This is a genomic window from Methylobacterium sp. CM6246, from assembly GCF_054818005.1.
In genome coordinates this window covers 236,867-257,763 of sequence record NZ_JBTXKY010000003.1, presented here as the reverse complement: position 1 = coordinate 257,763, position 20,897 = coordinate 236,867, and the positions used below count along the sequence as shown (strand labels likewise).

The window sequence follows — 20,897 nt, the reverse complement described above, 5'->3', positions numbered from 1 at the left end:
TTCTGACCGACCTTCTCCGAAGCCGACATGCTGCTTTCGGCCAGATTAGGTCATCCGCGGCTCCTCAGACTGCCGGCAGGCAGACGTTCCGAAAGTCAGAGAAGGGTCGGAAGCGGTAGGACCGGAGGGGGTGGCAACCGGACCTCAGCCTTTTGATCTGAAGCAGGCATTCCACTCACGGCCCACTTCACCACCCAAAATTCCGCTGTCAGACCTCTGAAGCGGGCATCCTGTGAATAGACTTTGATCTGGGTCGTGCTGCTGTCACATCTCGGACGTCAATTGCTCCAGGATCCAGGCCTGCGCGTCGTCCAGATCCGCGAACAGCGGGGGATGATTGAGATCGACCCGACCGAACCCGGCCTCCAGAAACCACTTGCCCGCGTCGTCGTCGTGCTGGTCGGAGAGGCGGACCAGGACCGCAACGAGGAAGCCGTCCGCGAAGACGAGCTGGCTGTGAATGTCGTCGCTCTTCGTGGCAACGTGCACGGGCTGCAGGCGCAGGTTCATGCGGCGTCTCGGTCTCCCAGGTGCAGGTAGTTGGGCCTGAACTCCGCTAGCGCCCGCAGGCGCGGCAGGTCGAGGATCTTGAGCCGTCTGCTCTTCAGTTGGATCAGCCCTTGTTGGCGGAGCTCCTTGAGAGAGCGGTTTACATGAACGGGCGTGAGCCCGGTGGTGTCAGCGAGGTCCATCTGAGTGACCGGCAATTCGTAGCTGTCGCCCGACGCCAACCCGACCGTGCGTAGACGCAGCAGCAACTCGCAGAGCAGGTGTGCCAGCCGCTCCAGGGCCGAACGGCGGCCGACGTTGACCAGCCACTCGCGCAAGGTCGCCTCGTCCACGAGCTGGGCCTTGCGCAGCCCGCGGGCGATCTGCAGGTGGTTCGCCAGGAGATCGGCCACCGTCTCGGGCGCCAGGCGCACGACCTCGCAGGCCGATACGGTGGTGATGGTATGATCCAGCGCGCTCAGCAGGGCGACGTCGAGGTCACATAAGTCGCCTGGCACCAGGTAGGCCATGATCTGTCGGGCGCCGTTCGCCCGCAGCTTATGGCGGACCGCCATGCCCTTCATCACCAGGTACACGCCGTCGGGTGGATCGCCCTCGCGTGCCAGGTCGGTACCGGGCGTGACCTGGCGAGGCTCGGCGCTGATCCGGGCCAGCATGACTCGATCCGCGTCCGACAGGGCGGTGAAGCGCTCCAACTTGCGGATCAGTGGGTTGCCCGTGGCCGCGGGCTGGGAGCGGCCTACCGTGGCGGGCGGCGCTGGCGCGACAAGCTCGTTTACGGTGATGACGATGTCTGCGGACAGTGCCGGCTTGCTGAGCCAGGGCGCACCTTGGAACTCGCTGCCGAGATGCTGGACGTGCTGCCCGCCTGAGTAGACGAGAAACGGCACGTCGAGGCGGCGCAGGGCGTGTGCCAGCTTAGTGCAGGGGCCATCTCTCAGGACCACGTCGATGATGGCCACCGTTGGCTTCTCCTGCACGAGCAGGCGCAGCGCCTCTGCGGTTGTGGCAACCGGCCCGAGCACGCGATAGCCAGCCCGTTCCAAGGTGTCGCTGAGGTCCATGCTGACGACAGCATCGCCCTCGGCAATCAGGACGACAGGCTGTTGTGCCATATGTGGCATGCAAGGCTCCAGTCGGTTGAGCCTTTCAATCATTCAGCTCATGCATGGATCGATATCCCAGTCTATAAACCTCGGTTTAATGTCGATGGAAGACGCGAATCGCCTTTGGTATGGTATCCAACCGATCAGCCAATTGCGTTTCGAATTAACATTTGTTATAATTCGTGGGTTGCGAACGCCGGATGTTCTGTACTACTAAAGGTGTTGCCTGCTGGTCGATCCGGGCTCAGGTGATTAGGAGACCGCGTGTGCTCTTGCCCCAACAGGAAGCAGGGCTGTGTCTCAGCCTCATCAATCCAGCGTCCGCAACCGCCTGCTGAAGGCACTGTAGGCCGACGACTTCGCGTTGTTGCAGCCCCATCTGCAGAGGATACAGACCGAGCTTCGCCAGCCACTGATCGCGCCCAACACCCCGATCAAGCAACTGTTCTTTCCAGAGGTCGGCTTCTGCTCGATCACCACGGCCGCCTTCGACAAGAAGGTCGAGGTCGGCATCGTCGGACGCGAGGGACTGGTCGGCGCTTTACCCATCCTGCTCAATGCCGACCGCACGCCGCACGAGATGTTCATCCAGAGTCCGGGCGAGGTTCTGAGCATCACCACGGAAGCGCTGTGCGCGGCCGTCAGCCAGAGCGCGAGCCTGCACAAGCTGCTCCTGCGCTCGATTCAGGTACAGTTCCTCCAGACGGGACAAACCGCCTTCGCGAACGCGAGCCTGACCATAGAAGTGCGCCTCGCCCGCTGGCTGCTGATGTGTCACGACCGGCTCGACGGCGACGAGCTTCAGATAACGCATGAATTCCTGTTGATGATGTTGGGTACGCAGCGTTCCAGCACGACCCTGGCCGTCCAAACGCTGGAGGGACACGGGCTGATCCAGGGGCGGCGTGGACGCATCTCGATCCTGGATCGCGAGACCCTGGAGAAGGTGACGGACGGCAGCTATGGCCTGCCCGAGGCCGAGTTCGTCCGACTGATTGAGGAGGCTTGATGCCGCGCTACTTCCTCAACGTCCGGCATCGGCCCGGACCTGCAGGTCTGGCCGTGGATCCGGAAGGCGAGGAGTTCGCTGACTTGGACGCCGCGCGTGAGGGTGCCCTGTCGCAGGCGCGCGTGATGATCGCGCGGGACCAGCATACGTTCATTCGCGACTGGATGGACTGCTCGTTCGAGATCATGGACGAGGCGGATCATCCCGCGCTGACGGTGCCATTCAGCGACACCGTACCCGTAAGCGACTGGGACTGAGCGCGCTCGACACTGGTCCAGCCAGGTGCGTGGAAACGGCTATTTTGCTGCTCTGACGCCGAGAAGCGGACCACCTGAAACCGACCCGTCCCCGCTGTAGGTCTCTGCTCACCGGACAGCCTGCAAGCGGACGTTCCTGACTTCTGCAAAGGGTCGAGCCTGTGTGAAAACGAAAGCGCTTGCCGAAATTGTAGAACAATCCTCTACGCTGCAGACAAGCGGCCCCGCTGCAGGGCGGTTCTGACGCGATTTAGGCCTATATTTCGGCGCTGCCCAGGTTGTTCTTGGGAAGATCCTTCTACCCCTTTGTCGTTTTCACACATCCTCGGTCGGAAGCAGCCCCTCGCGGCGGGTAGCATCCGTCAGATTTTGACCACTCGGCGCTTCGGCACCCCAATCGCCGGGGCGGCCGGCGTAGATCGGGCTTCCTCGCCGCGCTGGACTTCGGGCCCGTTCATAGTGTTCGCAACACGGACGTTGCCTAGTGCCGACCGCGGATCGGTACCAGCCTTCAGGCTTCCAGCACCGACGGCTCGTCCTCGTCGTCGTCTCCGGTCACGAAACCCGCAACGAGTTCGTCGAAGCTGTGCGCGACCTCGAGGCAGCCCGACGTCGACATGTTCTCGAACAGGAAGAGGACGACCGAACGCCCCTCCTTGCCGGGCCGGTATTCGAAGGCGAAGTGCCAGCCGTTTCCGGCCTCGGAGAAGACGATGTAGCCGGGGTAGGCCTCGTGGTACCGATGGTTGATCTCCGCGATCGGTGAGATCCCGTCTTCATCGGGTACGAAGCTGAAGAGCTCTCCCAGACCGATGACGTCGCGACCGCGCGGCGAGTACGGGTGAGGGAACTCGACGCTACCCGGAAAAGGAATGGCACCGTTGTACTGTCTCGCGACCTCCTCGAAGGAGTCCGGGAGCTGTACCGCGAATTCGGCCTCGAAGGCCTCGATATGATGAGGTGAAATTTCACCGCCGTATCGCCATTCGACATCGCTCATGGATGGTTTCTCTCGAGCGACCGCCGGACATGCAAACTGTAGCCGTCGATGTGACCCGCTTTCCGGTGGATGCCATTCGGCCGGGGAGAACGCCGTAGGCATGGCGGGTTCAGGAAGGATCGTCGGCGGTCCCGTCGACCGGGGCGGCCAGGCAATCGAGCACGGCCTCCACCGCGAATTGGGCGATCGACGAGCTCGGCACGACCCCGCAGCGGACGACGAGGAGTGCCGCGAGTGGCCCGAGATAGCGCTTGCGGACGCCGGCAAAGACGAGGATGCCCCCGAAGGTCTCGTCGATCGACGGACGGACGGCATTCACTCCCTCGAGCAGGACGGCAAGCACACGACGATAGCTTGCGACCAGACCATCGGCGTCCGAGCCGGACGGAAGCGCCGGACGCTCGACTTCGAGTTCGTGCATTCCCCCACGGCACTGCGCGATCGCGAGTCGGGCCAGCGAAACCATCTCGGACGCGGGCTCGTCGGGATGGTTGGCGATCAGTGCAAGCGCGACCTGGCTCTCGACGATCGTTCGGCGGAAGGTCAGGTCGCGCATCATGTCCGGCAGGCCGCGCGGACTGTTCGGAAAGCGTTCGTTCATCCCTTCGAGGATGGCGGCGGTCCGCGACCCGTGCGCGATCAGCAGCGGGAAGGTCACGTCTTGTCGGGTCTCGCCAGCAGGATCGCCGTCCGAACGGCCTGCCGTCTGATATGGTCGGACGCCTCGGGGTTCGCCATCTCCCGGGGGGGCTAGGCCTGCGTGGCCACGGCGACCGCCAGATCGACGCCGTAGCCTTCGCCCAGCATGAACAGCGTCGTCGTCGGATCGGCCATGAAGGTGTCCACGGCGGCACCGATGTCCTCGGCGGTCACGGCCTTGGACTTAAAGAGTTCGCCGACGGTCGGGTTCGTGCTGGCCATGGACGCACCGTAGCAGGCGCTGCGGATTGGGGAAGCTTCGCCGGCGGCGCGTCGACGGGGTCGACCGACCAGATCCATCAAGGCGATCCAATCCATTCAGTCGACGATAAGCATTATTCGATGTGCCGAAAGACGCATCGGATATCGGCAGCCGAGCTTTAAGGGTTCATCACTCAAGGTGTACGGCATTTCTTGAAGGCTGCCCATGCCGCTATCGTATTCCGCACGCCTGCGGCGCGATCTCCGCAATTGGCAGGAACGCGGCCTGATCCAGCCGGAGCAGGCGGAACGCATCGCAGCCCACGCCTTCGCGCCCCGCTGTTTCAACCACCTGCAGGCCGCGCTGGCTCTATGCATCCTCCTGCTTCTGGCCCCATCCATCATCGCGTTCGTGGCGGCGAACTGGTCCGTCATGTCGCCCGCGTCCCGGCTCGTAGTCCTGTTCCTCGTCAACGCCGCGGCCGTGTCGGGCACCTTCCTCGCCGCGCAGCGGCATGTCCGAGATCGGGCAGGTTCGACCGGCAGGCTCGTGGATGGGTTGGCGACGCTGTCCCTGGCCGTCGCGGCTGCCACGCTGGCCCTGGTCGAGCAGACCTTCCACGTGACTGCGGATCCCCTGCGCTTCGCCGGGACCATTGCCGCTCTCGGCATGGCGACGGCACTCGTCGCACGTTCGGGCGGCGCGGCCGTCGTCTCCTGCATCGCCCTCATTGTAGCCGACATCGGGTTTGGAGGGCTCGACCTCGCTACGCTGCGAGGGCACGCGCCCTCCGGAGCAGGGATCTGGTTCTGGACGGTGGGTCCGGCTCTGTTCCTCGCAAGCCTGTCCGGCTGGCTGCCGGCGCGACAGTCCACGCTCCTCCTGCTTCTGGTCGTGCTCGCCAACCACCTCGGAGGCGCGCCTGCGGGTCTGACGTTCCTCCTGCCGCCCGACCGGATCCTGACCGTCGCAGCGCTCGCTCTTGCCGTCGGCCACGTGCTGTCCCGCCTCGAAGCTCGAGGAGACGGGGCCTCGCGCGTCCGCGAAGGTGCGCATGCCCTGACGCGCGCGGCCGTTGGCCTCTGCCTGTTCGGCATCGTCATGGTATCCGTGCGCACGCTCGGCTTCGGCGTTGCGCGGCCGACCTTCGCGGCGGCCCTCGCCCTCGCCCTCGCTACGATCGCGATCGCGGCGTTCGTTCTGGCACGCTTCCGTCCGCCCACGAGGGCAGCATCTCCCACGGGCGATCTCCTCGTTCTCGCTGCGGCCGCACTGGCGCTTCTGGTCTGGCTCGTCGCCGGCGCAGGCCGGGAGGCTTCGACCTTCTGGACCATGTGGGGCGGCATCGTCCCGGCACTCATGCTCGTCGTGGCAGGCGACCTCGAAGACAGACGCGAGCTGTACGGCTGGGGGATGGCGCTCACCGCGGGCCTCACGATCGCCATGCTCGCCGCCTCCCGCAACCTCATCGCATTCTCGGGGAACCTGCTGCTCTGCGCCGTCCTCCTGAGCGTCGCGCTGGTGGCCTGCCGCTCGGCTGCCCGCCGCATCGCCGGGAGGGTCGCATGAAGAACCGGCTTCTCGGTCTCGCCTTCGCCGGCCTGCTGGCGATCCAAATCTCGCCATCGGCGATCCTGGCGTGGCAGCAGACGCAGCGGCTGAACGACGGGCGCCTGGTCCGATTGGCGGTCGAAACCCGAGACCCGCGAGACCTACTGCGCGGCGAGTACAGCGTGCTCGCCTACGAAATCGGTCGCCTTCAGGGGATCGGCGCCGGTACGACGCCGACTGGCTGCGACCTCGATGCCCACGAGACCTGCAGGCTCGAGGTCGGGCGAGACGTCTACATCCGGCTCTCGCCCGATGCCGACGGCGTGCACCGGGCGGATGAAGCGTCGTTCGAGGTCCCGGCCGGGGACGGTCCGTTCATCAAGGGCAGCCTAGGTTCCGCTTCGCTCGTGCGTCGAGGGGCTCCTCTCGGCACTCGGGCCAGGAGGGCCGGCGAGCCAACGGAGCCCGCCACCTGCCAGCTTTCGGTCTGTCTGACGGGTGTCGTGAACTACGGCATCGAGCGGTGGTACGGAGCGCAAGGCGTTCCGGCCAAACTCGATCGGACCGCACGCAGGGACGTTCTCGTCGAGGTGCGCGTGGCCGCGGACGGATCTGCGGTGATCGATGGCATCGCGGTAGCCGGTAAAGCCTTCGCCAGGACTGCCCGCCTCTGGTGAGGCTCCGCTTCCAGGATCTCTACGCGAGCTTCGGAGACTTCCTCCTCGGCGAGGTCCGGGGCAGCTTCGACGCGGGGTAGGTGCCGGGCACTCATCCCATGCCGGTCGGGCCGCGACCGGCCCATCCCGGCGACCGGGTCGATGTCGCCGCCCTGGCGCGACCCGAAGGATCACGACGCATCCGCGTTCCTGGCATCGTAGTCCCGCCTCGCCGCTTCGAGGTCGTCGAGATGCTTGATCGACCAGTCGTACACGGCCCCGAACGGAACCTGCAGCGTCCGTCCCAGCGGGGTGATCGAATACTCCACCGCGACTGGCGACGTGGCCAGGACCCGACGGGCGATGAGGCCATTGCGCTCGAGCCGTCGCAGCGCCTGCGCCAAGGCCTTGTGTGTGATGCCTTCCAGCCGACGCTTCATCTCGTTGAAGCGCGTAGGGTTGTCGCTGAGAATGGTTAGAATCATCACCGCCCATTTATTGGCGACCTGATCAAAGAAAGATCTTGCCGCGCAGTCGGCGAAGAAAACGTGATCGACGTCGGTCGCCAAGATATACTCCGATATACCTACGCACTAGCAGGTGCGTAATTGAGCGTAGCTATCCATCGTATATTTAGGGGCCAGCTTTGAAAAGCGATCGGCCGTGCATGTCGTGCGGCTCCAATGAATGGAAGCGGACGATGCCGACAGAACCGGACCTTTCACGGCGCAGCCTCCTCGGGTTCGCGCGCGGTGCGATTGCCATGGCGTCGTTGCCGGGCGCAGCGATCGCAGCGACGCCGTCGCCTGTAAAGCTATTTGCCACGGAGACCGGCAAGGGGCGCAACGTGATGTTGCTTCACGGTTGGACCGCGGACGGGGAGGACTGGAGCTGGCAGCTCCCCGTTCTGGAGGCCCGCTATCGCACCGTCACCGTCGACTTGCGCGGTCATGGTCGATCGGCGGTTCCGCCGTCCGGGCGCTATCTTCCTGCCGATTACGTCATGGATATCGAGGCGCTGATCGCAGGCAGGTACAAGGGCGAGCGGTGCATTCTGGTCGGCCATTCGATGGGCGGGCAGATCGCCGCCCGGCTGGCGGCCCGACGGCCCGACCTGATCGAGGCGGTGGTATCCATCGATGGATCCCTGGGCTTCGCGGAGGAAACCGCACCGCTGTTCCGCAAAGTCGCCCGCGACCTGCAAACCGGCGATCCTTCTATCGTCGCTCCGTCGCTATTCGAGAGCGTGTACGACACGGCGACGCCAGCTGCGCTCCGGCGCTGGCACGCTCGCCGCGTCCAAGGCATGCCGGCCCATGTCGTGCGGGAATCGTTCGGCCCGTTGTTCGTCGGATCCGATCAGGTCGGAACAGGCGCGCCAAGCGAGCGATTTCTGAGAACCGTCACGACGCCGTTCTACCACCTGTGTCGTGACCCGGCACAGGCTCGACGCATGCAGCCGTGGTTCTCCCACCCCGCTTCGAAGGTGGATTCCTGGGATCGTGCAGGGCACTGGATCATGCAGGATCGCCCGGACGAGGTGAATGCCGCGATCACGGCATGGATCGACGGAATCTGATCCAGGGCTGCGCAGTACGTGGTCGTTGCGTTCGGATGCAGAGAGCACCAGAAAGCTGATGCCCGTCTCGTCATTCCAGGGGCAGAAGGCGCGCCTTCGAACTGCAAGCAAGGTCCCTGGAACAGTAGACATGCTCGGACTCTACGACTGGGCGCAGTTCCATTTCCTGCGCTGGCGCTACCCGCCGCGACCCATGACCGGTCTCGGGGCGATACTCACGCCCGAGCAGCGGAAGCGCATCCTCGAGAGCAAGGCAGACGTTTGAGCCGATAGGATGGGGGATGGGCGCCGCGCATCCCGGCGGCGCCCGGTCCTTCTCAGTAGCCGACGTAGCCGCCGGCACCCTGGCCCGGACGTGCCACGCCGGAACCGGTGGCGGGCGGGGCGGCCTGCCGCGACGGCGCGACGACTTGCTGGTTCTTCGCCTGGCGGTTGGCCAGCGCCCGGCCGGCGGCGCAGCCCCCCATGGCGCCGATCACGCCGTGCCCGGCGTAGTGGCCGGCGATACCGCCGACGATCGCGCCCTTGATGCAGCCCTTCGCCTCGGCCGCCTGGCTGGCGACCATCAAGGTACCTGCCGCCAGAGCGGCCATTGCGACACGCGACATCATGATGTTCGTTTCCCGTGCGGCCTCATTACCGCGACAGCGATGTATGTATCGGCAGGCCGGATGTAAGACTACGTCAGACAAATTTAAGTGAATGCCGGCATCTTGAAGTTTGCATATTCCAGTTGTCGCCTGGAGCGGCAAATCACACGGCCGATCGCCGACGTGAACGATGCTTGAACGAGCTTCGATGGATCGCGCGGCGACTTCCGTTCGGCGCCTGACCATTCGGTCGATGCGGCTCCCCACCCGGCCGCGGGCGAACTACCGGTTTTTACCCGGATTCTGGTAATTTACCGGACGGCCGGTAAAAGCCGGTAATTCGGCTGCCCATCCACCATTCCGGGCAGTTCGCAGGCGCACCTCTTCCGATGTCGATTCCGGACGATCTAGCGGTCGAGTTCGGACGCTTGGTGCCTTCCGCGAAGGGTGGACAGCGGAAGTCGGGTCTACGCCCAGAAGCGGACCGTCGGCTTCGCGCCCATCCCGGTCATTCAGCCGGCTCGGACAAATTTTCGGAAGCGGACATCGACAGCGTCCCTTGAGCCGATCGCATAGGAACAGCCTTTGAGATCGTTCTGTCGCGCTACAGACACACTGCGACACAGAACCCATATCTCTTGTTGACGCGACCCAGCAACGCAGCTGATGGTGACGATGACGGTTCCCTTTGGGGATCAAAAGGGAACGCGGTGAGGATCAGTCCGTGAGGGTCGATCCGAAGCCGCGGCTGCCCCCGCAACTGTAAGCGGCGAGCCCTTCACCACCGACGTCACTGAGCCGCCTCGCTCGGGAAGACGGTGAAGGGCAACGACCCGCGAGCCAGGAGACCTGCCGTCAGTCGTGGTCACACGCGAAACGCGCTGGGCGGGGTGCCCCGGCGGGTGCGGAAGCATGCGCGTGCGTATGGCTTCGGCCTCGTTCGCGGTGACGTGCCACTGCCGTTGCCCGAGGCCGTCCGCTTTGTCCTGTTCCGCGTCGATCCCGATCCTGCCCGTGCTGGCGCTCGCCTGTGCGTTTCCCTCCCTTGCCAGCGCGCAGGCCGCACGGTCCGAAGAGGCCGCCGTGGTCCTCGACGCGCTCTCGGTCGAGGGTACCCTTACCGCCACGCCGACCTACCGGGTGCCGGAGCTCTACAGCGGCACCAAGACGATCACGCCCCGCTTCGACCTGCCGCAGCAGGTCGACGTGATCCCCCGGGAAGTCCTGATTGACACAGCCGCGACCCGCGTCGAGCGCGCGCTCGACTACGTGCCCGGGGTCGGAAAGCAGAACGATTTTGGCGCCCAGAACCTCGCCCTCTACTCCGTTCGGGGATTCGCAACCCAGGACATTTTCTTCAATGGCTTCAACATCGCCCGCGGCTACAATGGCGCCCCCGACACCCAGAACGTCCAGTCCATCGAGGTCCTGAAGGGCCCGGCCGGCGCCCTCTACGGTCGCAGCGATCCGGGCGGGACCGTCAACATCCTGACCAAGCAGCCCGTAGCCCGACCCTTCGTCGAGATGGGCACGCTATTCGGCAGCTTCGGCACAGCCCGCACCACGGTCGATGCCGGCGGCGCACTGAGCGAAGACGGCAGCGTGCTCTACCGCTTCAACGGCGTCCTCGCCCGCCAGGACAGCTTTCGCGACTTCGTCGGCGGCGACCGGGTGCTCTTGGCGCCCGTGGTGAGCTGGCAGGTCACGCCCGATACCAAGATTACGTTCGAGGCGCAGTACCTGCGCAACCGCCAGACCTTCGACCGGGGCACAGTCGCGGTGAACAACCGCCTCGGCCTCGTCCCGCGCTCGCGCTTCTTCGGCGAGCCGGGCGACGATTCCGTGTCCGAGAGCGCGCTCCTGCAGGTGCGGCTGGAGCACGCCTTAAACACCGACTGGCATTTGCGAGTTGCCACGCACCTCAACACCGGAAGCCTGACCGGCCTGCAGACCGGCGCGACCGGCATCCTCGACGACGGGCGTACGCTCTTGCGCGAGTTCCGCCGGCACGACTTCACCTGGGGCGTCGCCATCGGCCAGGCCGAACTCGTCGGGCGCTTCGAGACCGGGCCCATCGCTCACACCCTGCTGCTCGGCCTGGAGCACGAGCGCTACAACAGCACCGAGAACCTGCTGCGCTCGACCCCGCGCCTCGACCCCTTCGCCATAGACCTGTTCGACCCCATCTACGGGCAGGCCAAGCCTCCGTTCACGCGCCGCTACAGCGCCAGCGAGAACGTCGGCAACACGGCAATCTACCTCCAGGACCAGATCGCGCTCAGCCCGGAATGGAAGTTGCTGCTGGGCAACCGCACCGACTTCTACAACCAGACCTTCCGGGACAAGGTCGCGAACGAACGGACCGAGCAGGACCGCACCGGCTTCTCGCCCCGCGCCGGCCTCGTCTACCAGCCGCTGTCGTTCCTGGCGCTCTACGGCAACGTCGCCGCCTCGTTCCGCCCGAACACCGGCTTCGACAGCGCGTCGCGGCCCTTCGCGCCCGAGACCGGGTTCGCCTACGAGGTTGGGACCAAGCTCGACCTGTTCGACGGCCTCAGCGTGACGGCCGCCGCCTTCCACATCGAGAAGGAGAACGTGCTCACCACCGACCCGGCGGACTTCTTCTTCCAGATCGCCGCCGGGGCGGTGCGCAGCCAGGGCTTCGACGTCAGCCTGGTCGGGCAGGTCACGCCGGAGTTCCGGGTGATCGGCGGCTATGCCTTCATCGACGCGGCGGTCACCCGCGACGAGGTGCTTCGGGTCGGCTCGCCGCTGCTCAACATCCCGCGCCATAGCGGCTCGCTGCTCGGCATCTACGAGATCCAGGCGGGCGACTGGAACGGTTTTGGGATCGGCGGTGGGTTCCGGGCGGTCGGCTCGCGGCTCGGCGACACCGGCGTCGAGAGCTTCCGCTTGCCGGGTTACATCCTGACGGACGCGCTGGCCTACTACCGCTACGAGAACCTGCGCTTCGGGCTCAACGTCGACAACATATTCGACGCGACCTACTACGAGCGCTCCTACAACACCTTCTGGGTCGGCGTCGGCGAGCCTCGGCGGGTCACCGTGAGCATGACGGCACGGTTCTGATGAGGGTGCATCCCGGAACGTCCAAGGTGTCGGCGTGCGCACCGGCCGCGTCAGGCCGCATCGGCTCCATTGATGCCCTGCGCGGGCTGGTGATGGTGCTGATGCTCCTCGACCACCTGCGCGAGACCTGGTTCCTGCACGTGGCCGTGGCCGACCCCATCGACGCCCGAACCGCCCTGCCAGCCGTGGCCCTGGCTCGGCTCGTCGTCAGCCTGTGCGCGCCCATCTTCATCGCGCTGACCGGCGTTGCCGCATTCCTGTTCGGTACCCGGCACACGCTGGCCGAGACGCGGGCCTACCTGCTGAAGCGTGGCCTCGTGCTGATGGCGCTGGAGGTCCTCTACCTGTCGGAACTGTACTGGGGCGTGGCCAGTCCGACGCTGTGGCTGCAAGTCATCTGGTGCATCGGCGTCTGCATGATCGTCCTGGCGGCCCTGATCGGTCTGCCACGCCCGGCTCTGTTCGCGGTGGGGCTGTTGATCGTCTGCAGCCATAACCTCCTCGACCCTATCCACCTCCAGCCGGATCAACCGCTCTTCCCGGTCTGGGCGATGCTGCACCAACGCGACGTGATCGCGTTGCCGTTGGGTCTGGTCGCCAAGACGACCTATCCGGTGATCCCATGGATCGGCGTGATCGTGCTCGGCTATGCGATTGGCCCGTGGTTCCTGCCGAGCGTCGCGGAACGCACTCGCGAGCGCCGGTTCATGGCTCTCGGCTGCTTGATGCTCGTCGCGTTCGCGGTGCTGCGGCTGGTGAACGGCTACGGCGACAAGCCCTGGTTCGTGGTCGAAGGCGATGCGCTCCGGACCACGATGAGCTTCCTCGCGCTCACGAAGTATCCGCCATCGCTGCTGTTCCTGCTGCTGACGCTCGGGATCGGAGCGCTGCTCCTCGTCGCGCTGGAACGGATGCGCGAAGCTTCGGTCGTCGCGGCTTTGGCGGTGTTCGGCGGAGCGCCGTTGTTCTTCTACCTGCTCCACCTCACGATTCTGCGGCTCCTGTACCATGGCGCCGTCGCCATCTGGGGGACGACGCAGGGCGCCGTGTTCGGCGTCGCGAATTATGGCTGGGTGGTCCTCTGGTATGTCGGACTGATCGCGCCACTCTATTGGCCGACAGCATGGTTCTCGCGCGTCAAGGCGGCTCGACACGATATCGCATGGCTCAAGTATCTTTAGTTCTTTGAGCGTGATTGAAGCCGGGTGTCCCGTTCTTCGTCTGAGCATTCAAGTTATGGCTACGGCGACCCTGCGGTTGATCTCATTGCTCCGCGCGCGGGCGGCAAATTTCGGCATCAACCGATGCCGGCTCGCCGTCCCGGCCGGGACGGATCGCTTGCCGGAAACACAGCGACGAGCGCGCCACCCTGCTCGACGAGATCCTCCAGCCCTACGCAAATGAGCCGAACCACACCCGCTGCATCAGAGGGCGGCGAGGTGGGCTATCGCACGCTCTTGCACGTGAACGCGCGCCGGCGCCCCAAGAGCCCGGCAACAGTCACCCGGCGCAATGCTTTGGAAACCAGTTTCCGTGGAAGCCTGGTGGGATCCGATGCCCGAGGTGGACTGTAGCGACGGGCGGCGCCTCGAACGCGTGCGCGTCGAGGACGGTGAAATCCGTCGTGTCGCTCGCTGTGTCGATGACGAGCCCGACGAGCCACCCCTTGTCCTCGCCAGCCTCTGGCCCCGCCGGCACGAATACGAACTCACCCGGGACACGGGCGGCGCCGAACTCGTGCGTGCGCCGCTCCCCGGTCGCCAAATCGTGTTTGTAGAGCCGTGTCGCGCCGACGAGCTGCGTGTTGCCGTCGGCGGGGACTGAGCCCGTGTAGACGTATCGGTGGGGCTGCCCCAATAGGCGCTCGTCGATCCGGGGGAACTCCTGCGCCGCGGGGTCGATCATCTGCCGATCGACCCGCCCCGTCGTGGGGTCGGCGGTCCAGCGCTCCAGCCGTCCGGGTGCGTCGAAGCCGCCACCGGCCGAGGCGAACACCGTCTCGTACGCAATGACGTCGAGGACCACCTGCCCGTCCGTGGTGTCGTAGCCGTTGGCGACGTGGAAGACGAAGCATGGCTCCACCGTGCACCACGTGATGTCGGCAGCGGTGCCGTGCCGGGGGAGCAGGCCGACGCGGGCGTTGTGGGTGGGGTTCCAACGGAACGGGAAGCGGTGGCCGGCCAGCACAGCCCGCATCGAGAAGGTGACGGGCAGATCCAGCACGACCGCGAAGCGCGCGGTGATCGCGCAATCGTGGATGCAGGGGCCGTGCTCGACCGGGATCGACACGTCTCGCACGACGCGACCGGCGGGCGAGATGACGACGTGGCGCACGCGGTCCCAGACGCGGCCGTCGTAGGCGATGGCATGTGTCTCGCCGGTCGCCGGGTCGCGGTGCGGGTGTCCCGTGAAGGATCCGGCAAGCGTTCCGTCGAACGGATCGTAGCGTTGGGTTTCCAGGTCCTCTGACAGCGCCACAGGGTAGCTGCCGGCCTCGACCACGGCGAAGGCGCGGCCGCCGATCTCGACGACGTTGGTGTTGACGGTATCATCACCCCGGCGCGGCCCGGGGGCGGCGGTTCGGCCAAGCGCCGCGGACGCCGCGCGCGAGCCGATCCAGCGGTTGCGGTACCACAGCGCTTTACCGCTCTCGATACATAGACCATGCACCATGCCGTCGCCAAGGAACCAATCGTGACCGCGCGTCGTCGGGCGAGCAGGGTTGGCGCCCATCTTGAGATAGCGCCCATCAAGCCCGGCCGGGATCGTCCCGGTTACCGGTAAGTTCCAAAGCGTCAGTTCCTCACGCATTGGCGCGTGGACACCAACGACAAAGGGGTGCGGCGTCCCCGGCAGGCGTAGTCGGCTGCAGGCTGCCACCAATGCTACGAGCCCCTCAGCGGCGGTGCGCAGGCTCGACTCGATAAAGTTCGGCATCGGTCGCTGCCTCGGGGCGGTGTGGATGAAGCACGAGGTCCTTCGTGACGGGGGCGCCCCCCGTTACCGAACGAGAATGACAGGTCTGTCCATAAGGGACGACGCGACACTCTGGTCAACGTTGTATCCCTACGGTCGGCCAACCGAACAAACTGTTGCACCACGTCGACGGCTGGGTCGGCCTCTGATAGCAGCCTGCGGCAACGCCGCTTGGCAGGATGCCAAGTCGCACTGATCTTCAGCCGAGGCGCAGGCCAGCGTGAGACCCCGCGGCGAGCCGATCGCGTCGCGATTGTCCCCCGTTTCGAACCCGATCACCGCGATAATCCCGTCCGCCCTGGCTAGCTCTATCACGGGCACGAGCAGGTTTGTGACGTCCTCGACTGCCTTCCGAACGCGGCGGCTCGGCATGCTCGCGAGGCAGAGCGGGCGCACTCAAGACTGACTAACAGAACCGTCTGCCCCAAGCCGGAGATAAGGGGCCCGCCGAAGCCCAGTCGTGAAGCCGGACTGTCGGCAGAAGGAAGGACGTGCAGCATGGTGGATCGCAGATCCTGGCTCCGTGGCGGCGCGTTGTCGATCGCTGCGCTGTGGGCCTCCTTGACGGCCCTCCCGGCGACGGCACAGGGGATCAAACTGCTCGATGGCGCCGAAGCCGCTGCAAGTCTTCCCCCGAGCGACGTGATGGCGAAGGCGCAGCCCCTTCTCGGGGCGGGCCGCGGAGACGAGGCGACGTTCTGGTTCTATGCTGGACAGTTGCGCTATCGCAGCTACCTGGCGGCACATCGCGATCTTGATCAGACGGGGCACCCGGCCCTTTTCGCCGCGCTCATCGAGACGATCGGGCGGCCGGTCAATGAATATGCCTTCGGCGACGTCACGAAGCTGGCGAGTACGATCTTAATGGTCCTGGAATGGGACCGGCTCTATCCCGATCCGTCGCTGGCTAGTCCGGAGCACGAAAAGACGCGAAACGGTCTCGAAGGCCTTCGAAAGCAGATTATGGCCCAGGCCGACAGCATCCGTCGCGAGCGTCAGCTGCGGGGATTGCCAAACCGGTAGGAGCGGCGGGCGGGGCCACAGCCGGTGAGGCCACCTGATCCATGGGGCGAATCCCGCCTTAAAACGCGTACCAACGCTCTGATCTGGTTGAAGGTGATGAGGCTTGCGGCGAGGCTGGTGAAGGCCTGGTAGATGTCGGCGCGCCGCTCGTAGCGAATGGGCAACCGGGGGAAGCGGTTGAACCAAGCATGGATCCGCTCCACCACCCAGCGATGACGCCCGAGCTTCTCGCTGCTCTCGATATCTTTCCGGGTGATGCGCGGCCTCATCCCGCATGTGCGGCACTCCTGGCGTCGGACCTTGGCATTTTAGGCCTTGTCGGCGTGCAGCTTGCTGGGCCGCCGACGCGGGCGTCCACGCCGTCCGCTGCGCAGGGGTGGGATAGCGTCGAGCGTCGGGGCCAGCACCGGGTTGTCGTGCCGGTTGGTCCCGCTCAGGCAGAAGCCAAGCGGCGTACCGCGCGCATCGGTGACAAGGTGGCGCTTCGTGCCCGGCTTGCCCCGGTTCGTCGGGTTCGGGCCGGTGGCAGAGCCCCTTTTTTGGCCGGGACAGACGCACTGTCCAGGCTGGCCCGGCTCCAGTCGATTTGCCCGACCGCGTGCAGACGCTCCAGCAGCACCTGATGCCGATGCGCCCAGACGCCCGCCTCTTGCCAGTCGCGCAGACGCCGCCAGCAACTCATCCCGGAGCCACAGCCCATCTCGGCCGGCAGCATCTCCCAGGGCAGGCCCGAGCGCAGCACGAACAGGATGCCGGTCAGCGCGGCCCGATTCTCGATCGGGCGGCGACCGCCTTTCAGCCATCGTGATCCTAGCGGCTACCTTGAGCGCGGTTCCCTCGATCCCTGCAATCGGCCTCGTGCTGGTCCTATTGGTGGACTGGTTCATCGGCATGGCACGTGCAGTCAGCAACCTGATTGGCAATTGCGTTCCCACCGTCGTCGTGGCCGCCTGGGAGGGCGACCTGGATAAGGCGCGGGCGCGGGCGGTGCTCGACAACCCGCCATCCGATATTGCGGTCATCTCGGCGGGCGAGCAGCTTGCCTGAATCTCATTCACATCGCCCGCCACCCAATCAGGGATGGTGGGCGATCGGCCCCACTCGGGCCTATAACCGTTACCGGTAAGGCGAAGAGAGCAGCAGATGGGCGATTTGCGCGTGACGGCCGGGCCGTTCGTATTTGAGGCGCGGTTTGAGGAAGAAGTTGCGCCCAAGACTTGCGCGGCGTTCCGCACGCGCATGCCGTTCAAGACCCAGGCGGTACACGTCCGCTGGAGCGGCGAAGGTGTGTGGATGCCGCTTGGGGACTACGATTTCGGTGTTGGCTACGAGAACCACACCAGTTACCCGGCACCGGGACAGATCATTCTTTATCCCGGTGGGATCAGCGAGACTGAGATCCTACTTGCCTACGGCGGCGTGCATTTTGCTTCGAAGATGGGCCAGCTCGCGGGCAACCATTTCCTCACGTTGACTTCTGGCTTGGAGAACCTGCGTAAGCTCGGCGAGATGGCGCTGTGGCAGGGCGCTCAACCGATTGTTTTCGAGATAGATGAATAATTAACAAATCTTCTTATCGGATGGGCGGTATCGGCCACTATATAGTGGATCAGATACTTGCCTCGCTCACTAGCCGATTGAGCCGCATCCGCGTGATTGCGGCGATCTCATCGAGGACGGCAGACGCCTCCTCGTCCCGCGAGCACAAGAGGCGCGCCTCGAACAGCGCGAGGATCTCGCTTCGGTCCCGGCCACGCACGGCAACGATGAACGGGAAGCCGAATTTCTTTCGATAGGCCGGGTTCAACCGATCGAAGGCGTCCGCGTCCTGCTGCGGCATCCGGTCGAGCCCTGCCGCGCCCTGCTCGCTCACGGACTCGGCGGTCATGCTCTTCGCCCGCGCCTCCAAGCCAGCGAGTTCCGGATGACCGTTGAGGAAAGCCAGACGCCGATCTGGCGGGGCGGCGCGTACCGCAGCCATCATCGTCGCGTGCAAATCCGAGACGCTGGCGAAGGGGCGGCCCAGCCAAGCGGCCTCCGCCACCCAGGCGGCGTGCTCGAACACCCCACCGAGTAGGACGACGAAGGCGTCCCGCTCCAGCCCGTTGATCTTGGCGATGTCGGGCACGGGGCCTCAGCTGCCGCGGTAGGTAGTGAAGCTGCCCGGCGCGCACAGCATCGGCACGTGGTAATGCTGCTTGGCGTCGAAGATCGCGAAGCGCACCACGGGGTCGTCGATGAAAATGTCGGCCTCGGCCGTGCCAGACCGAGCCTTCAGGTAGTCGGTGACGTGGAACACCAGCTCGTACTGGCCGACCTTGGCCTCGTCGCCGGGCAGGATCGGCTTGTCGGTGCGCCCATCGGCGTTGGTAACGACGCTCTTCACCAAGCGCCACTTGCCGTCCTCCATCATCGAGAAGTCGATGCGCACCCCGCTGGCGGGACGGCCGCGGTCGGTGTCGAGGACGTGGGTCGAGATGCCGGCCATGATCTTCGGTGTCCTGAGCGAGGGATGGGGTCTATCCGTTCGGACGGTGCCGATCTCAGCTGCCGCTATAGTACGAATAGCCCCAGGGCGTGAGCAGCACCGGCAGGTGGTAACGCTGGCCGGCATCGTGGATCTGGAAGCGGATCGGCACGAGGCTCAGGAAGTTCGGGCTGGGTAGCTTTACGCCGAGCTTTGAGAAGTATTCCTCGAAATGCATCACCAGCTCGTAGTGGCCAGCTTTGAAGGCGTCATCGACAAGCACCGGGTCGGCCGGGCGCCCGGTTGCCGTAGTGGTGATGATTTTGAGTGGCTTGTAGCCTTCGCCATCGAGCATCGCGAGGTCGCAGACCATGCCGGCGGCGGGCGTGCCATGAAAATTGTCGATGGCGTGCAGGGTCAACCGCGGAGAGAGGCCGGTCTGTGAAGTCGGGGCGGTGGTCGGCGCGCCGGGTTTGGCCGGAGAGCTCGTGGGTGCGCCCTGCGCCATCGCCGTGCTTGCGGACGCCACCGCCACGGTGCTGAGGCCGACGCCTACGAGGCTGCGCCGCGTCAGTTCGGATCGGTTTGAGGGATGATCCAAGGTTGGCTCCTGATGGCAGTGAGTTTACGCCGGCTCGTGCGCGGCGCGGGACGAAGCGCGCTGCTCCAGTTCCGGGGTCGCGGGCGGGACGAAGGCGAGGATCAGCGCGAGTGAGAGCGCCTCGACGGCCGCGACGATCCATAGGCCGATCGAGACCGAGCCGGTGTGCTCGCGTAGATAGCCCATCACCGCCGGGGCGCCGAAGCCCGCGAGGTTTGCCACCGAGTTGATGAGCGCGATGCCAGCTGCCGCGGCCGAACCTGCCAGGAAGCGCCCCGGGATCTGCCAGAAGACGGGGATCGCGCTCATCGTGCCGACGATCCCTACCGCGAGCGCGATCATCGCAAGGATGGGCGCACTCGATACGAGGAGGCCGGTCAGCGCGATCGCGGCGGCGCCCAGGAACGCCGCCACACCGCAATGCAGGCGTGCCTCCCCCGTACGATCGGAGTCGCGCCCGTTGAGGATCATCCCGGCACCGCCGAAAAGGTAGGCCGCCGACATGATCCAGCCGACGGTGAGCGGATCGGTGAAGCCGGCGTCACGCACCACGCTGGGCCCAAAGAAGGTCAGCGCCGAGTTCGCCGTGACGATGCAAAAGAAGATTGCGATGCATTGCCAGACACGAACATCCTTCAGCGAGGCGAGGATGCGGTGCTCGCGCGGGCCCTGGGCTGCGGCGTCGCGGGCTAGGTCGGCCTCGACCAGCGACCGCTGCTCGGGCGTCAACCAGTTGGCCTTGGACGGCCGGTCGGTAAGGTAGAGCAGCGTGACGACGCCCGCGAGGATCGACGGGATGCCCTCCAGCAGGAACACCCACTGCCAGCCCGCCCAGCCGTTGACGCCATTCATACCGTTGAGGATGCCGCCGGCGAGCGGACCGCCGATGACGCCGGCCAGTGCCGAGGCCGACATGAACAAGCCGAACACCTTGGCGCGCCGCTCGCTCGGGTACCAGTAGGTCAGGAAGAGGATCACCCCGGGATAGAAACCGGCCTCGAACACTCCGAGGAAGAAGCGCAGCACGTAGAAGAACGCCGGCGTTGTGACGAACATTATCGCCACGCAGCATATGCCCCACAGGAAGGTGATCCGCGCGATTGTCTTGCGGGCACCAACGTATTCCAGCATGAGGTTGCTTGGCACCTCGCAGATAAAATAGCCGATGAAGAATATGCCGGCGCCGATGCCGTAGACGGTCTCGCTGAATTTGAGATCGGCCAGCATCTGAAGCTTGGCGAAGCCGATGTTCACCCGGTCGATCCAGGATAGGACCCAGAGGGCCATCAGGAACGGCAGCAGCCGCAGGGTAATCCGACGGTAAGTGCTATCGAGCGTAGCAGGCGGATTGAAGGCCGGCGCATCAGAGTCTGAGTACGACTGGATAGCCATCGATCCCCCCTAAAGATCAGACACATCACCCGTGTCGAGGGATATCCCCACTTGGCGGCTGCAATATATGAGCCATCTCTCCATCGGCTTCGTGATTGATCGTCGCCCAACTACGTTTTTGCTGAAACGCTTCGATTGCGAACGAAATAATCAGGCTAGTTCCATCACCCCTGCTTGTTCGACGGTCCG

At 65.2% G+C, this 20,897-nt stretch carries 21 protein-coding genes, 3 pseudogenes and 1 riboswitch; of the genes and pseudogenes, 11 read left to right on the top strand and 13 right to left on the bottom strand.

The features are described 5' to 3' along the window. Positions 1-264 precede the first annotated feature (264 nt). Positions 265-510 (bottom strand): hypothetical protein, encoded by a 246-nt coding sequence (locus tag ACYQPG_RS31480; RefSeq protein WP_461232840.1) that lies wholly within the window; start codon positions 508-510, stop codon positions 265-267. After that, positions 507-1,634, bottom strand: a complete 1,128-nt coding sequence (locus ACYQPG_RS31475; protein WP_461232839.1) for a helix-turn-helix domain-containing protein — start codon at positions 1,632-1,634, stop codon at positions 507-509. Before ACYQPG_RS31475 ends, ACYQPG_RS31480 begins: the two co-directional genes overlap by 4 nt. A gap of 277 nt (positions 1,635-1,911) precedes the next feature. On the opposite strand from ACYQPG_RS31475, the pseudogene ACYQPG_RS31470 reads away from it, so the two are divergent. Further along, a pseudogene (locus ACYQPG_RS31470) lies at positions 1,912-2,625 on the top strand (Crp/Fnr family transcriptional regulator). Continuing rightward, a complete protein-coding gene (locus ACYQPG_RS31465) occupies positions 2,625-2,882 on the top strand; it encodes a DUF6894 family protein (RefSeq protein ID WP_461232838.1) in 258 nt (85 codons plus the stop codon). The pseudogene ACYQPG_RS31470 and the gene ACYQPG_RS31465 overlap by 1 nt, the downstream one beginning before the upstream one ends. Before the next feature lie 511 nt (positions 2,883-3,393). On the opposite strand, the gene ACYQPG_RS31460 is transcribed toward ACYQPG_RS31465, so the two are convergent. From ACYQPG_RS31460 to ACYQPG_RS31450, 3 genes are all read right to left on the bottom strand, one after another. After that, on the bottom strand, positions 3,394-3,882 hold the full coding sequence (locus ACYQPG_RS31460; protein WP_461232837.1) for an SMI1/KNR4 family protein: 489 nt from the start codon (positions 3,880-3,882) through the stop codon (positions 3,394-3,396). Positions 3,883-3,991: 109 nt separating this feature from the next. Beyond that, positions 3,992-4,540: a hypothetical protein gene (locus ACYQPG_RS31455; RefSeq protein ID WP_461232836.1), complete on the bottom strand. Its 549-nt coding sequence runs from the start codon at positions 4,538-4,540 to the stop codon at positions 3,992-3,994. A gap of 92 nt (positions 4,541-4,632) precedes the next feature. Further along, a complete protein-coding gene (locus ACYQPG_RS31450) occupies positions 4,633-4,803 on the bottom strand; it encodes a hypothetical protein (RefSeq protein ID WP_461232835.1) in 171 nt (56 codons plus the stop codon). Between the two features lie 205 nt (positions 4,804-5,008). Between ACYQPG_RS31450 and ACYQPG_RS31445 the strand changes: the two genes are divergently transcribed. Both ACYQPG_RS31445 and ACYQPG_RS31440 read left to right on the top strand, forming a co-directional pair. After that, on the top strand, positions 5,009-6,352 hold the full coding sequence (locus ACYQPG_RS31445; RefSeq protein ID WP_461232834.1) for a DUF2157 domain-containing protein: 1,344 nt from the start codon (positions 5,009-5,011) through the stop codon (positions 6,350-6,352). After that, on the top strand, positions 6,349-7,011 hold the full coding sequence (locus tag ACYQPG_RS31440; protein ID WP_461232833.1) for a GDYXXLXY domain-containing protein: 663 nt from the start codon (positions 6,349-6,351) through the stop codon (positions 7,009-7,011). Before ACYQPG_RS31445 ends, ACYQPG_RS31440 begins: the two co-directional genes overlap by 4 nt. Positions 7,012-7,181: 170 nt before the next feature. Here ACYQPG_RS31440 and ACYQPG_RS31435 read toward each other — a convergent pair whose 3' ends face one another. Further along, positions 7,182-7,559, bottom strand: a complete 378-nt coding sequence (locus tag ACYQPG_RS31435; RefSeq protein WP_461232832.1) for a winged helix-turn-helix transcriptional regulator — start codon at positions 7,557-7,559, stop codon at positions 7,182-7,184. A 131-nt stretch (positions 7,560-7,690) separates the two neighbouring features. Here ACYQPG_RS31435 and ACYQPG_RS31430 point away from each other — a divergent pair, with 131 nt between their 5' ends. After that, entirely contained in the window at positions 7,691-8,569 is an 879-nt protein-coding gene (locus ACYQPG_RS31430) for an alpha/beta fold hydrolase (protein ID WP_461232831.1), read from the top strand. A 130-nt stretch (positions 8,570-8,699) separates the two neighbouring features. Further along, positions 8,700-8,834 carry a hypothetical protein gene (locus ACYQPG_RS31425; protein ID WP_461232830.1) on the top strand — a complete coding sequence of 45 codons (135 nt, stop codon included), beginning with the start codon at positions 8,700-8,702 and terminating at the stop codon, positions 8,832-8,834. Between the two features lie 52 nt (positions 8,835-8,886). On the opposite strand, the gene ACYQPG_RS31420 is transcribed toward ACYQPG_RS31425, so the two are convergent. Next, complete coding sequence (locus ACYQPG_RS31420) at positions 8,887-9,180, bottom strand: hypothetical protein (protein ID WP_461232829.1); 294 nt, start codon at positions 9,178-9,180, stop codon at positions 8,887-8,889. A gap of 641 nt (positions 9,181-9,821) precedes the next feature. Then, a riboswitch (cobalamin riboswitch) is annotated at positions 9,822-10,030 on the top strand. Positions 10,031-10,083: 53 nt separating this feature from the next. On the opposite strand from ACYQPG_RS31420, the gene ACYQPG_RS31415 reads away from it, so the two are divergent. Together ACYQPG_RS31415 and ACYQPG_RS31410 are read left to right on the top strand one after the other, a co-directional pair. After that, the gene (locus ACYQPG_RS31415; protein WP_461232916.1) at positions 10,084-12,249 is read left to right on the top strand and encodes a TonB-dependent siderophore receptor; all 2,166 of its coding nucleotides are present in this window, start codon (positions 10,084-10,086) and stop codon (positions 12,247-12,249) included. Between the two features lie 26 nt (positions 12,250-12,275). After that, positions 12,276-13,430, top strand: a complete 1,155-nt coding sequence (locus ACYQPG_RS31410) for a DUF1624 domain-containing protein (RefSeq protein ID WP_461232828.1) — start codon at positions 12,276-12,278, stop codon at positions 13,428-13,430. 319 nt (positions 13,431-13,749) lie between these two features. Here ACYQPG_RS31410 and ACYQPG_RS31405 read toward each other — a convergent pair whose 3' ends face one another. Next, the gene (locus ACYQPG_RS31405; RefSeq protein WP_461232827.1) at positions 13,750-15,186 is read right to left on the bottom strand and encodes an 8'-apo-carotenoid 13,14-cleaving dioxygenase; all 1,437 of its coding nucleotides are present in this window, start codon (positions 15,184-15,186) and stop codon (positions 13,750-13,752) included. A 537-nt stretch (positions 15,187-15,723) separates the two neighbouring features. Between ACYQPG_RS31405 and ACYQPG_RS31400 the strand changes: the two genes are divergently transcribed. Continuing rightward, the gene (locus ACYQPG_RS31400; protein WP_461232826.1) at positions 15,724-16,248 is read left to right on the top strand and encodes a hypothetical protein; all 525 of its coding nucleotides are present in this window, start codon (positions 15,724-15,726) and stop codon (positions 16,246-16,248) included. 77 nt (positions 16,249-16,325) lie between these two features. Here the strand turns inward: ACYQPG_RS31400 and ACYQPG_RS31395 are convergent. Continuing rightward, a pseudogene (locus ACYQPG_RS31395) lies at positions 16,326-17,044 on the bottom strand (IS5 family transposase); the annotation flags it as partial. Here ACYQPG_RS31395 and ACYQPG_RS31390 point away from each other — a divergent pair. Together ACYQPG_RS31390 and ACYQPG_RS31385 are read left to right on the top strand one after the other, a co-directional pair. Then, positions 17,044-17,295: pseudogene (locus ACYQPG_RS31390) on the top strand (C4-dicarboxylate transporter DctA); the annotation flags it as partial. The pseudogenes ACYQPG_RS31395 and ACYQPG_RS31390 overlap by 1 nt on opposite strands. Before the next feature lie 96 nt (positions 17,296-17,391). Further along, positions 17,392-17,808: a DUF3830 family protein gene (locus ACYQPG_RS31385; RefSeq protein WP_461232825.1), complete on the top strand. Its 417-nt coding sequence runs from the start codon at positions 17,392-17,394 to the stop codon at positions 17,806-17,808. Between the two features lie 49 nt (positions 17,809-17,857). On the opposite strand, the gene uraD is transcribed toward ACYQPG_RS31385, so the two are convergent. Genes uraD through ACYQPG_RS31365 form a run of 4 tightly spaced genes read right to left on the bottom strand, consistent with a single transcriptional unit; the run spans position 17,858 to position 20,708 of the window. Next, positions 17,858-18,376, bottom strand: coding sequence for a 2-oxo-4-hydroxy-4-carboxy-5-ureidoimidazoline decarboxylase (gene uraD, locus ACYQPG_RS31380; RefSeq protein WP_461232824.1), 519 nt, complete (start codon positions 18,374-18,376; stop codon positions 17,858-17,860). Between the two features lie 6 nt (positions 18,377-18,382). Further along, entirely contained in the window at positions 18,383-18,736 is a 354-nt protein-coding gene (gene uraH, locus ACYQPG_RS31375) for a hydroxyisourate hydrolase (RefSeq protein ID WP_147910287.1), read from the bottom strand. 55 nt (positions 18,737-18,791) lie between these two features. After that, entirely contained in the window at positions 18,792-19,316 is a 525-nt protein-coding gene (gene uraH, locus ACYQPG_RS31370) for a hydroxyisourate hydrolase (RefSeq protein WP_461232823.1), read from the bottom strand. Positions 19,317-19,340: 24 nt separating this feature from the next. After that, a complete protein-coding gene (locus ACYQPG_RS31365; protein ID WP_461232822.1) occupies positions 19,341-20,708 on the bottom strand; it encodes an MFS transporter in 1,368 nt (455 codons plus the stop codon). Positions 20,709-20,897: the final 189 nt, after the last annotated feature.

Excerpts from the sequence above, each read along its gene's own strand:
- ACYQPG_RS31480 (WP_461232840.1), bottom strand. The coding sequence starts at position 510 with ATGAACCTGCGCCTGCAGCCCGTGCACGTTGCCACGAAGAGCGACGAC.
- ACYQPG_RS31475 (WP_461232839.1), bottom strand. The coding sequence starts at position 1,634 with ATGCCACATATGGCACAACAGCCTGTCGTCCTGATTGCCGAGGGCGAT.
- ACYQPG_RS31465 (WP_461232838.1), top strand. The coding sequence starts at position 2,625 with ATGCCGCGCTACTTCCTCAACGTCCGGCATCGGCCCGGACCTGCAGGT.
- ACYQPG_RS31460 (WP_461232837.1), bottom strand. The coding sequence starts at position 3,882 with ATGAGCGATGTCGAATGGCGATACGGCGGTGAAATTTCACCTCATCAT.
- ACYQPG_RS31450 (WP_461232835.1), bottom strand. The coding sequence starts at position 4,803 with ATGGCCAGCACGAACCCGACCGTCGGCGAACTCTTTAAGTCCAAGGCC.
- ACYQPG_RS31445 (WP_461232834.1), top strand. The coding sequence starts at position 5,009 with ATGCCGCTATCGTATTCCGCACGCCTGCGGCGCGATCTCCGCAATTGG.
- ACYQPG_RS31440 (WP_461232833.1), top strand. The coding sequence starts at position 6,349 with ATGAAGAACCGGCTTCTCGGTCTCGCCTTCGCCGGCCTGCTGGCGATC.
- ACYQPG_RS31430 (WP_461232831.1), top strand. The coding sequence starts at position 7,691 with ATGCCGACAGAACCGGACCTTTCACGGCGCAGCCTCCTCGGGTTCGCG.
- ACYQPG_RS31425 (WP_461232830.1), top strand. The coding sequence starts at position 8,700 with ATGCTCGGACTCTACGACTGGGCGCAGTTCCATTTCCTGCGCTGGCGC.
- ACYQPG_RS31420 (WP_461232829.1), bottom strand. The coding sequence starts at position 9,180 with ATGATGTCGCGTGTCGCAATGGCCGCTCTGGCGGCAGGTACCTTGATG.
- ACYQPG_RS31415 (WP_461232916.1), top strand. The coding sequence starts at position 10,084 with ATGGCTTCGGCCTCGTTCGCGGTGACGTGCCACTGCCGTTGCCCGAGG.
- ACYQPG_RS31405 (WP_461232827.1), bottom strand. The coding sequence starts at position 15,186 with ATGCCGAACTTTATCGAGTCGAGCCTGCGCACCGCCGCTGAGGGGCTC.
- ACYQPG_RS31400 (WP_461232826.1), top strand. The coding sequence starts at position 15,724 with ATGGTGGATCGCAGATCCTGGCTCCGTGGCGGCGCGTTGTCGATCGCT.
- ACYQPG_RS31385 (WP_461232825.1), top strand. The coding sequence starts at position 17,392 with ATGGGCGATTTGCGCGTGACGGCCGGGCCGTTCGTATTTGAGGCGCGG.
- uraH (WP_147910287.1), bottom strand. The coding sequence starts at position 18,736 with ATGGCCGGCATCTCGACCCACGTCCTCGACACCGACCGCGGCCGTCCC.
- ACYQPG_RS31365 (WP_461232822.1), bottom strand. The coding sequence starts at position 20,708 with ATGGCTATCCAGTCGTACTCAGACTCTGATGCGCCGGCCTTCAATCCG.